Annotated in this window: 14 protein-coding genes; 9 read left to right on the top strand and 5 right to left on the bottom strand. The window is 60.6% G+C overall.

What is annotated here, in order from left to right; all coding sequences use genetic code 11:
• The first annotated feature begins 36 nt into the window (after positions 1–36).
• The 6 genes from adk to BZK31_RS18875 all read left to right on the top strand — a co-directional run bounded on the left by adk (position 37) and on the right by BZK31_RS18875 (position 4,398).
• Entirely contained in the window at positions 37–684 is a 648-nt protein-coding gene (adk, locus tag BZK31_RS18900) for an adenylate kinase (protein ID WP_083184460.1), read from the top strand.
• An 86-nt stretch (positions 685–770) separates the two neighbouring features.
• A complete protein-coding gene (gene tsaB, locus BZK31_RS18895) occupies positions 771–1,445 on the top strand; it encodes a tRNA (adenosine(37)-N6)-threonylcarbamoyltransferase complex dimerization subunit type 1 TsaB (protein WP_083184459.1) in 675 nt (224 codons plus the stop codon).
• 200 nt (positions 1,446–1,645) lie between these two features.
• Positions 1,646–1,957, top strand: a complete 312-nt coding sequence (locus BZK31_RS18890; protein ID WP_083184458.1) for a hypothetical protein — start codon at positions 1,646–1,648, stop codon at positions 1,955–1,957.
• Between the two features lie 2 nt (positions 1,958–1,959).
• Positions 1,960–2,823: a DUF72 domain-containing protein gene (locus tag BZK31_RS18885; RefSeq protein WP_167378045.1), complete on the top strand. Its 864-nt coding sequence runs from the start codon at positions 1,960–1,962 to the stop codon at positions 2,821–2,823.
• Between the two features lie 49 nt (positions 2,824–2,872).
• Positions 2,873–3,706 carry an isocitrate lyase/PEP mutase family protein gene (locus BZK31_RS18880; protein WP_083184456.1) on the top strand — a complete coding sequence of 278 codons (834 nt, stop codon included), beginning with the start codon at positions 2,873–2,875 and terminating at the stop codon, positions 3,704–3,706.
• Positions 3,707–3,708: 2 nt separating this feature from the next.
• Positions 3,709–4,398 (top strand): extensin-like domain-containing protein, encoded by a 690-nt coding sequence (locus BZK31_RS18875; RefSeq protein ID WP_083184455.1) that lies wholly within the window; start codon positions 3,709–3,711, stop codon positions 4,396–4,398.
• Here BZK31_RS18875 and BZK31_RS18870 read toward each other — a convergent pair whose 3' ends face one another.
• On the bottom strand, positions 4,399–5,019 hold the full coding sequence (locus BZK31_RS18870; RefSeq protein WP_083184454.1) for an energy transducer TonB: 621 nt from the start codon (positions 5,017–5,019) through the stop codon (positions 4,399–4,401).
• A gap of 97 nt (positions 5,020–5,116) precedes the next feature.
• Between BZK31_RS18870 and BZK31_RS18865 the strand changes: the two genes are divergently transcribed.
• Positions 5,117–5,911 carry a class I SAM-dependent methyltransferase gene (locus tag BZK31_RS18865; RefSeq protein ID WP_083184453.1) on the top strand — a complete coding sequence of 265 codons (795 nt, stop codon included), beginning with the start codon at positions 5,117–5,119 and terminating at the stop codon, positions 5,909–5,911.
• Positions 5,912–5,917: 6 nt separating this feature from the next.
• Here BZK31_RS18865 and BZK31_RS18860 read toward each other — a convergent pair whose 3' ends face one another.
• Positions 5,918–6,556 carry a TetR/AcrR family transcriptional regulator gene (locus BZK31_RS18860; protein ID WP_083184452.1) on the bottom strand — a complete coding sequence of 213 codons (639 nt, stop codon included), beginning with the start codon at positions 6,554–6,556 and terminating at the stop codon, positions 5,918–5,920.
• A gap of 90 nt (positions 6,557–6,646) precedes the next feature.
• Here BZK31_RS18860 and BZK31_RS18855 point away from each other — a divergent pair, with 90 nt between their 5' ends.
• Positions 6,647–7,747, top strand: coding sequence for an efflux RND transporter periplasmic adaptor subunit (locus BZK31_RS18855; protein WP_083184505.1), 1,101 nt, complete (start codon positions 6,647–6,649; stop codon positions 7,745–7,747).
• Between the two features lie 6 nt (positions 7,748–7,753).
• Positions 7,754–10,837: an efflux RND transporter permease subunit gene (locus tag BZK31_RS18850; protein WP_083184451.1), complete on the top strand. Its 3,084-nt coding sequence runs from the start codon at positions 7,754–7,756 to the stop codon at positions 10,835–10,837.
• 135 nt (positions 10,838–10,972) lie between these two features.
• On the opposite strand, the gene BZK31_RS18845 is transcribed toward BZK31_RS18850, so the two are convergent.
• The 3 genes from BZK31_RS18845 to plsB all read right to left on the bottom strand — a co-directional run.
• Positions 10,973–11,662 carry a DUF4197 domain-containing protein gene (locus BZK31_RS18845; RefSeq protein ID WP_083184450.1) on the bottom strand — a complete coding sequence of 230 codons (690 nt, stop codon included), beginning with the start codon at positions 11,660–11,662 and terminating at the stop codon, positions 10,973–10,975.
• A 216-nt stretch (positions 11,663–11,878) separates the two neighbouring features.
• Positions 11,879–12,229: a YbaY family lipoprotein gene (locus BZK31_RS18840; protein WP_083184449.1), complete on the bottom strand. Its 351-nt coding sequence runs from the start codon at positions 12,227–12,229 to the stop codon at positions 11,879–11,881.
• Between the two features lie 113 nt (positions 12,230–12,342).
• Positions 12,343–14,506: glycerol-3-phosphate 1-O-acyltransferase PlsB (plsB, locus tag BZK31_RS18835; protein ID WP_087881678.1), on the bottom strand; the 2,164-nt coding region annotated here is incomplete at its 5' end.

Raw genomic sequence — 14,506 nt, 5'->3', positions numbered from 1 at the left:
GATGATTTCCATATAAAAAATTTGAGGAGCATGACGATGCGCGTGATTCTGCTGGGAGCTCCCGGGGCCGGTAAAGGTACTCAGGCAAAATTCATCACTGAAAAGTTCGGCATCCCGCAAATTTCGACAGGCGACATGCTGCGCGCAGCGGTCAAGGCCGGTACTGAATTGGGCCTGAAGGCCAAGAGCGTCATGGATTCGGGTGGTCTGGTTTCCGATGACCTGATCATCGGCCTGATCAAGGACCGTCTGGCTGAGCCGGATTGCCAGAATGGCGTGCTGTTCGACGGCTTCCCGCGGACCATTCCGCAGGCCGAAGCGCTGTTGAAGGCGGGTCTGGAGATCGATCACGTTCTGGAAATCGCTGTCGATGATGAGGAAATCGTCCAGCGCATGTCCGGCCGTCGCGTTCATCCGGCTTCCGGGCGTACTTACCACCTGCAGTACAACCCGCCGAAGGTCGAAGGCAAGGACGACGTGACTGGCGAAGACCTGGTGCAGCGCCCGGACGACGTGGCAGAGACCGTACGCCATCGCCTTTCGGTCTACCACGAGCAGACCAAGCCGCTGGTTGAGTTCTACAGCAAACTCAGCGCCCAGAATGGCAAGCCCAAGTGCAGCCACATTCCAGGCGTCGGTTCTGTCGAAGCGATCACCGCCAAGGTGCTTGCCGCGCTGACCTGAGTCGATACAGCCTGTTCGACAATGGCCCGCTTGCGGGCCATTTGTCATTTATACTGCGCCACTTTTCCATGAAGACGGATACACCGATGACCACCTTGCTGGCCCTGGACACCGCCACTGAAGCCTGCTCGGTCGCTTTGCTGCATGACGGCAAGGTGCTGAGCCATTATGAGGTGATTCCGCGCCTGCACGCTCAACGCCTGCTGCCGATGATCAAGGACTTGCTGGCCGAGGCCGGGATCGCCATGTCGGCGCTGGACGCCATTGCCTTCGGTCGTGGTCCGGGGGCGTTCACGGGTGTGCGCATCGCCATCGGTGTGGTGCAGGGCCTGGCATTTGCGCTGGAACGTCCGGTACTGCCGGTCTCCAACCTGGCGGTTCTGGCCCAGCGCGCCTGGCGTGGGCAGGGCGTTTCGCAAGTGGCGGCCGCCATCGACGCCCGGATGGATGAAGTCTACTGGGGCTGCTACCGCGAGACGGCGGGTGAAATGCGTCTGGTGGGTCAAGAAGCGGTGATGGCGCCGGAACTTGCCACGTTGCCAACCGAGGCTTCGGGCGCATGGTTTGGCGCGGGGACGGGCTGGGGTTACGCCGAACGCATACCGGTCACGCTCTCAGGGTATGACGCAAGCCTGTTGCCACATGCCCAGGACTTGCTGACCCTCGCCACATTTGCCTGGCATCGTGGCGAAGCGGTGCGGGCCGACGATGCGCAGCCGGTGTACCTGCGCGACAAGGTCGCGACGCCCAAGGCGCGTTAATCGCGCGCGCTGTAATGGTCACGTTTGTGACGATTGCAAGCGAAGTATCAAGTTGCCATCTACCGTTCATCGTTTTATTGCGCAGTCAAGCTCGGCGGCTCAAACAATTTGCAATATGTGTGGTCTAGTTATCGTTAAGGAATTTGCCAGTATCCGGACTGTAACGTTAAATTGCCACTACAGAAGCCGAGTAACTATTGATGCGCATTGACGGACCATCACCACGCTCATACCCCATCAAGCGAAAGCCGCAGAAGCAGCCTTCGATCGTTGAGGGTTCTTTCGAAGAAGTCACCACCGACGAACTTCCGCCCGTGCCTGCGCGTGCGTCGCGTCGCGAAGCTGACGAAGGTCCGATTGGCAGTACCGGCAATGTACCTGCCCGTCCTCAAGACATCATCTTTCCTCGCTCCATGAGTTTCCGGGTTGCCAACGCGCTGGCCAGTTACCTGACCACCGCCAGCTTTGTGGATTGGGACCTTGAAGTATCGGGGCTCGATCTTCACGTCTGATCGTGTCCAGCCTGCCCTATTACCTCGGTTGCCCGTCCTGGAGCGAAAACGCCTGGCGTGATTCGCTGTATCCCGAAGAAGCTCGCCCGACTGACTTTCTGAGCCTGTACGCGCAGGTGTTCAACGTCGTTGAGGGCAACACCACTTTTTATGCCCGTCCCGCAGCGGCCACCGTGCAGCGCTGGGCCGAGGCGATGCCTGAAGATTTTCGCTTCACCGCCAAATTTCCCCGTGACATCAGCCACGACGGCGATCTGCGTGCGCAGGTAACGGCCGCTGAAACCTTCATTCAACTGATGGCTCCGCTGGGGAAGCGCGTTGCGCCATTCTGGTTGCAACTGTCTGCCAGTTTCACGCCGCAACGTCTGGCTGAGCTGGTGGGGTTCATCGATGCCTTGAACGTGCCGCTGGCCGTGGAAGTTCGCAACATGGCGTTTTTCATGAAGGGCGATGAAGAGCGCATGCTCAATCGGCTGCTGCTGGATCGCGGCATCGAGCGTATCTGTCTGGATTCGCGTGCGCTGTTCAGTTGCGTCTCCACTGACCCCGCCGTGCTGCACGCGCAGTCCAAGAAACCCAAAGTGCCCGCGCGCCCGGCAGCCTTGACCCAATACCCTCAAGTGCGTTTCATCGGGCGGCCGGAGCTGGAGGCCAATGATCCGTTTCTGGTGCAGTGGGTGGAAAAGGTGGCGATCTGGATTGAAGAGGGACGCGTGCCTTACGTCTTCCTGCACACGCCCGACAACCTCAAGGCACCTGATCTGGCGCGCCGCTTTCACGAGCAACTGATGCTGCGCTTGCCGGGGCTGCCCTCACTGCCTGAGCCTGACCGTGGGCCACAAGTGGAGCAGTTGGGCTTGCTCTGAGGTCGATAGGTGTGGGTTTATTGAGACCTGCCACCTGGAGAGCCTGCACATGGACTCGCAACACCTTCTCAAAGCACAGACATTCAAGGCCTTGCACGAGCGCGACGGGGCCTTCGTGATTCCCAATCCGTGGGACGCCGGCTCGGCCAAACTGTTGGCATCGTTGGGTTTCGAGGCACTGGCGACCACCAGTGCCGGTCTGGCCTTCACGGTGGGCCGTGCCGACGCCGAAGGCGCGCTGAGCCGTGACGAAACGCTCGCCAATGCAGCGGCTATCGTGACTGCAACACCCTTACCGGTTGCTGCGGATCTGGAAAACTGCTTTGCCGACAGCCCAGAGGGCTGCGCCGAGACGCTGCTCAAGGCGGCCGCGACCGGTATCGTCGGTGGCTCGATCGAAGATGCCAGCGGCCAGGCCGACAGCCCGATTTACGACTTCGACCTGGCCGTGGAGCGCGTGCGGGCGTCTGTCGCCGCGGTGCGCAGCCTGCCGTTTCCTTTCATGCTGACTGCGCGGGCGGAAAACCTGTTGCACGGTCGAATGGACTTCGCCGATACGCTGCGCAGGCTCGAGGCCTACGCCGAGGCGGGCGCGGACGTGCTGTATGCGCCGGGCCTGCGTACGCGTGAAGAAATCCTCGCGGTGGTGCGTGCGGTTTCGCCACGGCCGGTCAATGTGTTGATGGGGCTGGGCGGTGTCACACTTTCGGTTGCGGATCTGAGCCTGTGTGGCGTCAAGCGCATCAGCGTCGGATCCTCGCTGGCCCGGGCGGCACTGGGCGGGCTTTATCGCGCTGCCGAGGAAATTCGCAACTACGGTACGTTCAATTACGCCGGACAAGCCCTGCCATTCGATCAACTGAACGATCTGTTCAAGGGCTGAGCATGCGCGTGTTCCTGTTGCTGCTGGTGGTGTGCGCGGCCGGCGTTCTGGCGGTCTGGAGAGGCTGGATCGATGTGCCCGCCGAATGGAATCCGTGGGCACCTCTGGACGTACGTGCCGAACCGAACCTGCTGACGTCTCTCAAGCTGGCGCGCCTGCGCGAAGACCCTGCATTGTGTGATCAGGTCTTGAGCAATTCGGGCCTGCGCTTCAGTCGACAAGCCGATAGCCCGGCTTCGGCGCGATGTCCGCTGGAAAATACCCTGCGTGTACAGGGCGGAGAGGTTGCGTTGAGCAGCAGTTTTCTCGCCAGTTGCCCGCTGGCGGTGGCTTACGTGTTGTTCGATATCCATACGCTGCAGCCTGCGGCCCAAGCCGTTTTTGGTCAGCGGGTCGCACGGATCGATCACTTGGGCAGCTTTGCCTGTCGCAACATCTACAACCGCGCCAACAGCCGACTCAGTCAGCATGCGACCGCCAATGCGCTGGACATCGCCGGTTTTCGCCTGGCCGATGGCCGCCGCATCAATGTGCTCAAGGACTGGAATGAAGACGCAGAGAAAGGGCGTTTTCTGAAGCTGGTTCGGGACGGCGCCTGCAAGAATTTCAGCACTGTGCTCGGGCCGGAGTACAACGCGGCGCACCGTGATCACTTTCATGTAGATATGGGACGGTGGCAGGTGTGCCGCTGATCAGGCTGCCATGCGTAGATTTTGCAGGATCAGAGGGCGAGCCCAGACGTTTTCGTAGTCGAATTGGCGCTGCTGGGTGGCGATGGTCTTCTCGTCGAGAGGCAGGGCAGGCTTGTCAGCCAGATCCCATTCGAGTTCGGCGATCGGCAAGTGTAACGGGCGGGTCTGTGGGGCCGGGCCTGGAGTCACGTCGCCGTGGGCATTCAGCACAACCGGACGTACCCAGTTGCTTTCGAATTCCAGATGACGCTGCTGTTCGATCATTTCAGCGATGCTGAACGGTTCGGCAGGCGGTGGCAGCAAATCGAGTTCGAATTCGGCAATCGGCAGGAACAGCGGCTCTGGCGGCTTGACCTCGGTGTCGGCCACCGGGCAGGCGCGTTGCTCGACAATCTTGCTCAGGGTCTTGGCGCCCGCAACGGGTTCGCCGGTCTGGACATCCACTTCCACACTGGCGGGATGCACCGGGACCGGGGTGCTGTCAGCGACCTGATCGGCGATCGCTCGTGCAAACGCATCCGACCACAACTGCGTGACACCACCCAAGGTGCGGCTGTTGCGAACGCTAAAGTCGCCTGAGTGCGACAAATAGCCGATGGATGTTTGAACAATGTCTGACATAGCGATCAGTACTGGCCTTGGGTCTGGCAAAATGCCGGATACTTTGGTTATCGGCAGATTTTGCCGATCATTAACAATTTTTGAGTGTGTACGCGTAATGAGTGAACAGCAGGCAGGCAGTCGTATCCGGGTCGAGGCCCTGACCGCGAACGGGCAGGATCAGGCGGCGCACTGGGCGCAGCGTCTGGGCTTGCCGTTGCAGGACGCACAGGCCGACTTTGCCCTGCAAGTGACCGACGATGGCCTGCAACTGCAGCAGTTGGGTGACGATGCACCGGGGGCAGTACGTGTCGATTTCGTCGAAGGTGCGGTCGCTCATCGACGGTTGTTCGGCGGTGGCACCGGACAGATGATCGCCAAGGCCGTGGGTATTCAGCCAGGCGTGCGTCCGGATGTGCTGGATGCCACAGCGGGTCTGGGCAAAGACGCCTTCGTTCTGGCCAGCCTCGGTTGCCGGATGAGCCTCATCGAGCGCCAGCCGATCATCGCGGCGTTGCTGGAAGACGGGCTGATGCGCGGGCGTGACGATCGCGACGTGGGTTCGATCATTGGGCAGATGCGCTTGCTGACCGGCAATTCGATCCAGCTGATCCGCGACTGGGAAGGCGAACCGCCGCAGGTCATCTACCTCGATCCGATGTTCCCGCACCGGGAAAAGACCGCGCTGGTCAAAAAAGAGATGCGGCTGTTCCGTCCTCTAGTGGGTGATGACATGGACGCTCCGGCCTTGCTGGAAGCCGCGCTGGCACTGGCCACCCATCGCGTGGTGGTCAAGCGCCCGCGCAAGGCACCCAGCATCGAAGGCCCCAAGCCCGGCTACGCGCTGGACGGTAAATCCAGTCGCTACGACATCTACCCCAAGAAAGCGCTCAAGCCCAAAGCCGCCGAATGAGCCGGATCAGTGCTCGGGGCGATAGGCGCGCATGAACAGCGCCACGACCTCGCGCACATGCTGCTCGGCGGTGGGTTCGTCCAGCGGTGCACCGCAGCCGACCATGAGCCGGAAGTTGTGAATGCCTTTGACCATATTCAGAAAGTGCTCGGCCGCCCGCAACGGGCTGTCGATGCGCAGGCTGCCGGCCGCGTCGATCTCGATCAGGACGCGCTCCATTTCGCTGATGAGCTTTTGCGGTCCGGCTTCGAAAAAGATCATCGATAACTGCGGATCCTGCACGCCAAGCGTCACCATCAAGCGATGCAGTTCAAGGGATTCCGGGCTGTTGACCAGGCATTGAAAAGCGCGGGCGATGTTCAACAGCGCGGTTTCCACCGTTGCACCTTCTGCCAGATGAAACAGCACCGCAGGCATCTGCTCTTCGCATCGCGCCACCACCGCCGCTGAAAAAAGCGCTTCTTTGTCAGTGAAGTGGCTGTAGACCGTGAGTTTCGAGACGCCGGCTTCGCTGGCAATCGCATCCATGCTGGTGTTCGCGTAGCCATTGCTGACGAACAGATTCTTCGCGGACTCAAGGATGGCTTTGCGCTTCTCGAGGTCCTTGGGACGGCCGGGGCCGGTATTCGATGAGGTGTCAGGCATAGGTTTGAATAATGTACTGGTGAGTTTGATAATTTTTAATATACTCGCCAGTACAATTATTCCAAGCTTGTTTTGATGAAGGTTTACATCATGTTCCGCGATGTCATGCCGCTTGTCGTGCCGCTGTGTCTGATCTCGTTGTTGAGCGCCTGCGGCCAGGAAACCACGGCCCCGGAGTTCGTTCGTCCCGCGATGGTGGTGCAACCATTGCCGTCCTCTCAAACGATGGACAGCTACCCCGGCGAGGTGCGCGCCCGGTTCGAGCCCGAACTGGCGTTCCGTATTGCCGGCAAGGTCAGCAAGCGACTGGTGGAAGAGGGGCAGCGCGTCAAGGCCAATCAACCCCTCGCGGAACTGGATGCCGAGGACGTGCGCCTGCAACTGGACGCGACTCGTGCGCAGGTCGCTGCCGCGCAGGCCAACCTGCAACTGGTGCGTTCCGAGCGTGATCGCTACAAGACCCTGCTGGATCGGCAGATGGTCAGCCGCTCGCAGTACGACAATGCCGAAAACCTCTATCGTGCAGGCGAAGCCCGGCTCAAGCAGATCAAGGCCGAGCTGACGGTGGCCGACAATCAGACGAGCTATACCGTGCTGCGTGCGTCTCAGGATGGCGTGATCGCCAAGCGGTCAGTCGAAGTCGGCCAGGTGGTGTCCGCCGGTCAGACGGTTTTTACGCTGGCGGCCGACGGTGAGCGAGAAGTGCTGATCAGCCTGCCGGAACAGAATTTTTCCCGCTTCAAGGTCGGTCAGCCAGTGTCGGTCGAGCTGTGGACGCTGCGCGATCAGCGTTTCCCCGGCCGCATTCGCGAGTTGTCGCCGTCAGCCGATCCTCGTTCGCGGACCTTCGCGGCGCGGGTAGCGTTTGCCAGCGGTCAGGTCCCGGCGGAGCTGGGTCAGAGTGCGCGGGTGTTCATTGCGGCCGGGCACGCTGTGCCATTGGCCGTGCCGCTCTCGGCTGTCACTGCGGAAGGCGGGGCGACCTATGTCTGGCGTGTCAGCCCTGATAGCACGGTTTCGCGGGTGCCGGTTCAGGTCGGCCCATATGGGCAGGAGTCGGTGCCTGTGCTGCAGGGCGTGAAAGAAACCGACTGGATCGTCGCCGCAGGCGGGCATGTGCTGCGTGAGGGCGAACGGATCCGGCCGGTGGATCGCAGCAATCGAGCCGTGAAACTGGCTGCCAGGGAGTAGGCCCCGATGCATTTCAATCTTTCCGAATGGGCGCTGCGTCACCGCCAGGTCGTGCTGTATCTGATGATCGTGCTGGCCATCGTCGGCGCGTTGTCCTACACCAAGCTGGGGCAAAGCGAAGATCCGCCATTCACCTTCAAGGCCATGGTGATTCGCACCCTGTGGCCGGGGGCCAGCGCCGAGGAAGTGGCGCGTCAGGTGACCGATCGCCTCGAGAAGAAGCTGATGGAAACCGGCGAGTACGAGCGCATTGCGTCGTTCTCGCGGCCGGGCGAGTCGACAGTCACCTTCGTGGCCCGAGATTCGATCTTTTCCGCTTACCTGCCCGAGCTGTGGTATCAGATTCGCAAGAAGGTCAGCGACATCCGCCAGACGCTGCCGCCCGACATTCAAGGGCCGTTCTTCAACGACGAGTTTGGCACCACGTTTGGCAACATTTATGCGCTCACCGGCCAGGGTTTCGACTACGCGGTGCTCAAGGATTATGCCGACCGCATCCAGATTCAGCTGCAACGGGTCAAGGACGTGGGCAAGGTCGAACTGATCGGGCTGCAGGACGAGAAAATCTGGATCGAGCTGTCCAACGTCAAGCTCGCCACACTGGGCTTGCCGTTGCAGCAGGTTCAGCAGGCACTTCAGGCGCAGAACGCCGTGTCCTCGGCCAGCTTCTTCGAGACCTCAAGTGAACGGATTCAGCTTCGGGTCAGCGGGCGTTTCCAGACGGTGGACGAAATCCGCAGCTTCCCGATTCGGGTCGGTGACCGTACTTTGCGGATCGGTGATCTGGCCGAAGTGCACCGCGGCTTCAACGACCCGCCCGCACCTCGCATGCGTTTTATGGATGAAGATGCCATCGGTCTGGCGGTCGCGATGAAAGACGGCGGCGATATCCTGATCCTGGGGCGTGCGCTGGAAACCGAGTTTGCCCGCCTGCAGAAGAACCTGCCCGTCGGCATGCAACTGCGCAAAGTGTCCGATCAGCCTGCAGCGGTGAAAACCGGTGTCGGCGAGTTTGTCCAGGTGCTGGCCGAAGCGCTGGTCATCGTCTTGCTGGTGAGTTTTTTCTCATTGGGTGTGCGCACCGGCATGGTGGTCGCGCTGGCCATTCCGCTGGTATTGGCGATGACCTTTGCGACGATGTATTACCTGGGCATCGGCCTGCACAAGATCTCGCTCGGCGCGCTGGTGCTGGCCTTGGGTTTGCTGGTGGACGACGCAATCATCGCCGTGGAAATGATGGCGATCAAGATGGAGCAGGGCTACGACCGGCTCAAGGCGGCAAGTTTTGCCTGGACCAGCACGGCGTTCCCGATGCTCACCGGTACGCTGATCACGGCCGCCGGTTTCCTGCCGATTGCCACGGCGCAGTCCAGTACCGGCGAATACACCCGCTCAATCTTTCAAGTGGTGACCATCGCGTTGATAGCGTCGTGGATCGCCGCAGTGATGTTCGTGCCCTACCTGGGCGACCGTCTGTTGCCGGACCTTGCCAAACGGCATGCTGCCAGATACGGCACCCACGCCCCCGATCCTTATGCAACGCCTTTTTACCAGCGTGTGCGCGGGCTGGTGGGCTGGTGCGTGCGACGCCGCAAGACGGTGATCGTCGCCACCGTCGCGTTGTTTGCAGTGTCCGTGATGATGTTCAGGTTCGTGCCGCAGCAGTTCTTCCCGGCTTCCGGACGACTGGAGCTGATGATCGACCTGAAACTGGCGGAGGGCGCGTCGCTGGTCAACACGGCCGAGCAGGTCAAGCGTCTGGAGCAGATGCTCAAGGATCATCAAGGCATCGACAATTACGTTGCCTATGTCGGCACCGGTTCGCCACGCTTCTACCTGCCGCTGGATCAGCAACTGCCCGCACCCAGCTTTGCCCAGTTCGTGGTGCTCACCCGCAGCATCGAAGACCGCGAAGCGCTGCGCAGATGGTTGATCACCCACTTGAACGAGCAGTTTCCGACGTTGCGCTCAAGGGTGACACGTCTGGAGAACGGCCCGCCGGTTGGCTATCCGGTGCAGTTTCGCGTCACCGGCGAGCACATCGAAGTGGTCAGAGCGCTGGCGCGCAAGGTCCAGGACAAGGTGCGCGAAAACCCTCATGTGTCCAACGTCCATCTGGACTGGGAGGAACCGAGCAAAGTCGTGCACCTGAACATCGATCAGGACCGCGCCCGGGCATTGGGGGTGACCACGGCCGATCTGTCGGCGTTCCTGCGCAACTCGCTTACCGGCTCTAGCGTCAGTCAGTACCGCGAAGACGACGAATTGGTGGACATCATGGTGCGCGGCACCCGCAATGAGCGCGAGCAACTGGATGCTCTGTCCAGCCTGGCCGTGCCGACGCAAAACGGCGCCAGCGTGGCGCTGTCGCAAGTGGCGACGCTGGACTACGGGTTCGAAGAGGGCGTGATCTGGCACCGCAATCGGTTGCCAAGTGTCACGGTGCGCGCCGATATTTACGGCAAGGACCAACCCGCCACGCTGGTCAAACAGATCATGCCGACCCTGGACCCGGTGCGGGCCGAGTTGCCTGACGGTTATCTGCTGGAGGTCGGCGGTACGGTGGAGGATTCGGCGCGTGGGCAGAACTCGGTGAACGCCGGCGTGCCCTTGTTCATTGTCGTCGTGCTGACCTTGCTGATGATCCAGTTGCGCAGCTTCTCGCGGATGCTCATGGTGTTCGTGACCGCGCCTCTGGGATTGATCGGCGTGACGCTGTTCCTGCTGATCTTCAACCAGCCATTCGGCTTCGTGGCGATGCTCGGCACCATCGCGTTGTCCGGGATGATCATGCGCAACTCGGTGATTCTGGTGGATCAGATCGAACAGGATATCGCCGCCGGGCTTGACCGCTGGCATGCGATCATCGAAGCCACCGTCCGCCGTTTCCGGCCCATTGTCCTCACTGCGCTGGCTGCCGTTCTGGCCATGATCCCGTTGTCACGCAGCCTGTTTTTCGGCCCGATGGCGGTGGCAATCATGGGCGGCCTGATCGTCGCCACCGCGCTGACGCTGCTGTTTTTGCCCGCCCTGTATGCGGCGTGGTTCAGGGTGAAAAAGGTCGAGGGTGTGCAGGGTCGTGCGCTGTAAGGACGCGCGGTGATTTATGTAGGGTGCCTGGCTCATTGAGTTCGCAATCGATGCCGCCCGGGACGCAGTGCGTCCCGGGCGGCATGCCCCTCGCGGAGCGATGGGCGCGATCATCAACGGTAAGCATCGCCGAACTTACAACGCACCAAATACCTTCTTCGCCAGCCCCGTTGCTGCGGCGGCGGGATTGGCGCGGATGCTTTCTTCCTGTTTCGCGATCATCTCGAACAGCCCGTTGAGCGCCTGCTCGGTCACATAACTCTCGATATTGGCGCTCTTGGTATCGAGCATGCCCAGTGAAGAGGCCTTACCCGCGAAGGCATTATATTTCTGTGCCAGACCGACCTGATCGGTGGCCTTCTTGACGATAGGCAGGAATTTCGCGCGAATCTGTTCGCGGCTGCTGCTGTTCAGGTATTGAGTCGCCGAATCCTTGCCCCCGCTGAGGATCGCTTTGGCATCGGTCACGCTCATTTTCTTCACCGCATCCACCAGCAATGCCTGAGCTTGTGGCACTGCGGCTTCGGCGGCCTGGTTCATGCTGGTTTCGAGTTGGTCAACCTGGGTGCCCATGCCAAGCATTTTCATTTTCTTGGCAACCTGGCCCAGTTTGCCGGGCAGTTCGATACGCACTTCTTCGTTCTTGCTGAAGCCGCCCGGAACGCCCAGTTGCTTGACCGCAACCTGCGCGCCCTGAGTCAGAGCATCCTTGAGACCGCCAGTGGCGTCCGATTGCGACAGATCGCCCAGCGACAACGCGAAGACGTTGGCCGACAGCAGAAGACCTGCGCACAGGCCGGCAAAGGTAAACGAAAAACGAGGCATGACAGCGTCCTTGTAAAAAGTGATTCCGACCCTGTGCTCAGGTCAGTAATGGTGCGACACGAAGTCAAGCGTATCAGGAAGTCGGAGCGGGTGTATGACGCCGTCGGGCGCGACCGGGCGAGCAGTTGAAGCCGGGCGAAGATGAGGCCGTCGGGGCGCAACAGACAGCGGCGCGTCAGAACGTGCCGCTGAACGGTAATGCATCGTCTGAGCTGATCAGCGTTCGACCTGAATGACCTTGATCTTCAAGCCGCTCTGGTCTTCTCCGGTCAAGACGACCGGATGAACAGTGTCGTCGGCCCAGATCAGGCGGCCGTCATGTTCGATACGCGCCGATAATGCGTAGGTATGCCCCGGCACTGGATACCGGTCGGCGACGTAGCCCAGCTCGAAGGGCAGCGGAACCTGACGGGTTATTTCGGTCTTGCTGACAGCCACGACGTCGGCGAAGGCGTCGGCAAGGCTGATGTCATTCAATGTGACAGTCAGCGTGCAGCCTTTCGGCAAAGTGATGCGTGGCAGGTAATAAACGTCGCCCTGAAGGCGTACGAGGGGTTCGCTGGACATTTTCAATTTCCTTATTGAGTGAGCACCCGTCATGGGTGCAGGCCAAACCCTAGCAGACCCCGACGGGCAGCAATCACCCTGTCCAGTTATTCCCGTCAGCTTGCAGAAAAAGCCTACGCTGCTCCCTCGTTGCCTCCGACATTTTGTTCTTCTTCGTTGCTGTGCAGCGCCACCTGCCGGATCGACAGCCTGATCTCGGCAGGCAGTACGCGTTTGGCTGCGCCCTCGGCCAGTTCTCCCAACAGTGGGTGATAGCTCAGTTTGCCGGCGCTGTCCTTACGCAGCACGCCCAGGTCGAGCAGGGTCTGAATGAAATGACGGAACAGGCTTTTGTCGAAGAACTCCGGCGCATTGAGCCCGTGCAGAATCGACAGACGCTGAGCCATGACCGTACACAAGTCCTCCAGCTCTTCAGGGGTAAGGGCTTTCTGGCCGTTGTTGAGCAACAGGGCAATGGCCATGTAGAAACGCTGCAGCGTCTGGGCAATGGCACGCGACAGCAAGGTCAGCAGGACGAACTCGCGAGAACTTGGCTCCGGACGGATGTACGTGTCGTCTTTGCGGCGCAACAGACCTTGCTCGACAAAGGCGGTGAGCCATTGATCGACGACCTCGTCCAGCTCACTGAGCGGCCAGCGAATGAACAGCTCCGATTGCAGGTACGGATACAGCGCATGCGTGTAGCGCAGTATCAGTTCGCGGCTCATGCGTGAGGAGCTTTGAAAGAAACTGGCCAGCAACGACGGCAACGCAAAGATATGCAGCACATTGTTGCGGTAGTAGGTCATCAGGACCGCATTCTGCTCGTTCAGGTAGAGAATTTTGCCGAGCGCATCTTTCTGTTCGGCGAGCAGGTCCATGCCTTTGACGTGTTCGATCAGCGCGCGGCCGTCGCCTTCCGGCAGCGTGGTGTGCGGGGAGTACGGTACGGCGCGCAGCAGCGTCAGATACAGGTCCAGGACGCGCTCCATGGCCTGATCGTCCAGCGCCAGTCGATGGGTCGACAGCAGGGCGACCGCCACCAGATTCATCGGGTTGACGGCGGCGGCTTCGTTCAAGTGCTGCGCCACACGCTCACCCAGTCGATGGGTGGTGTCGCTCAGCCAGTCCGGCTTGAATTGCGGGGCCAGTTCCTGTTCGCGCCAGTCCGGCTGCTCCGAGTCCAGAAATTCGGCCAGTTTGATCGGCTCGCCGAAGTTCACCGACACCTGGCCAAAGCGCTGCTTGAGGGCACCTATGACTTTGAAGATGTCGAAGATCGACTCTTTCTTCTTGGTTGCGCCGCGCAGTTCGCCCAGATACGTGCGGCCTTCCAGCACGCGCTCGTAACCGATGTAGACCGGGATGAACACAATCGGCATGCGCGAGTTGCGCAAAAAGCTGCGCATGGTGATCGCCAGCATGCCGGTCTTGGGCTGCAGCATGCGCCCGGTGCGTGAGCGGCCGCCTTCGACGAAATACTCGACCGGGAATCCTTTGGTGAACAGGGTGTGCAGGTACTCGTTGAACACCGCGCTGTACAACGGATTGCCCTTGAACGTGCGGCGCATGAAAAACGCGCCGCCGCGTCGCAGCAGGCTGCCGATCACCGGCATGTTCAGGTTGATGCCCGCAGCGATGTGCGGCGGAGTCAGACCGTTGCGAAACAGCAGGTAGGACAGCAGCAGGTAGTCGATATGACTGCGGTGGCACGGCACATAGATGACTTCATGGCCCGGCGCGACAGTCTGCACGCCCTCGATGTGGCTGACCTTGATGCCGTCGTAGATCTTGTTCCAGAACCAGCTCAGCACCACTTCCAGAAAACGGATGGCCGAATAGGTGTAGTCCGACGCGATTTCATTGCCGTACCGCAATGCCAGTTCGCGGGCCTTTTCTTCGGAAATCTTTTCGCGTTGGGATTCTTCGAGAATGGCCTGTGTGACCAAGGGCTCATCCAGCAGGCCCTTGACCAGATTGCGCCGGTGCGACACGTCCGGACCGATCACCGCGCTCTTCAGGTTACGGAAATGCACGCGCAGTAGACGTTGGGTCATGCGCAGTGTCAGTTCGTAGCCCTTGTTCTCGTCGACCAGTTCGCGCATGTGGATGGGCGCGGAAAACTGCACGCGCGTCTTGCGCCCCAGAATCAGGATGCTGACCAGACGACGCAGACGACCGGTCACGGCCCAGCTGTCGGCAAACAGCAGTTTCCAGGCGCTGGACTCGCGATCAGGCGACTGCCCCCAGAACACGCTGACCGGAATGATCTGCGCATCTTCGGTCGGGTTCTGGCTG

Origin of the sequence: Pseudomonas floridensis, assembly GCF_002087235.1 — a bacterium.
GTDB classification, from domain to species: Bacteria; Pseudomonadota; Gammaproteobacteria; order Pseudomonadales; family Pseudomonadaceae; genus Aquipseudomonas; species Aquipseudomonas floridensis.
Note: the sequence above shows the minus strand (reverse complement) of the source record. Positions and strands in the feature narration are given on the sequence as shown.

Bases quoted from the DNA above. Each gene is read 5' to 3' on its own strand.
- adk (WP_083184460.1), top strand. From the start codon at position 37: ATGCGCGTGATTCTGCTGGGAGCTCCCGGGGCCGGTAAAGGTACTCAG.
- tsaB (WP_083184459.1), top strand. From the start codon at position 771: ATGACCACCTTGCTGGCCCTGGACACCGCCACTGAAGCCTGCTCGGTC.
- BZK31_RS18890 (WP_083184458.1), top strand. From the start codon at position 1,646: ATGCGCATTGACGGACCATCACCACGCTCATACCCCATCAAGCGAAAG.
- BZK31_RS18880 (WP_083184456.1), top strand. From the start codon at position 2,873: ATGGACTCGCAACACCTTCTCAAAGCACAGACATTCAAGGCCTTGCAC.
- BZK31_RS18875 (WP_083184455.1), top strand. From the start codon at position 3,709: ATGCGCGTGTTCCTGTTGCTGCTGGTGGTGTGCGCGGCCGGCGTTCTG.
- BZK31_RS18870 (WP_083184454.1), bottom strand. From the start codon at position 5,019: ATGTCAGACATTGTTCAAACATCCATCGGCTATTTGTCGCACTCAGGC.
- BZK31_RS18865 (WP_083184453.1), top strand. From the start codon at position 5,117: ATGAGTGAACAGCAGGCAGGCAGTCGTATCCGGGTCGAGGCCCTGACC.
- BZK31_RS18860 (WP_083184452.1), bottom strand. From the start codon at position 6,556: ATGCCTGACACCTCATCGAATACCGGCCCCGGCCGTCCCAAGGACCTC.
- BZK31_RS18855 (WP_083184505.1), top strand. From the start codon at position 6,647: ATGTTCCGCGATGTCATGCCGCTTGTCGTGCCGCTGTGTCTGATCTCG.
- BZK31_RS18850 (WP_083184451.1), top strand. From the start codon at position 7,754: ATGCATTTCAATCTTTCCGAATGGGCGCTGCGTCACCGCCAGGTCGTG.
- BZK31_RS18845 (WP_083184450.1), bottom strand. From the start codon at position 11,662: ATGCCTCGTTTTTCGTTTACCTTTGCCGGCCTGTGCGCAGGTCTTCTG.
- BZK31_RS18840 (WP_083184449.1), bottom strand. From the start codon at position 12,229: ATGTCCAGCGAACCCCTCGTACGCCTTCAGGGCGACGTTTATTACCTG.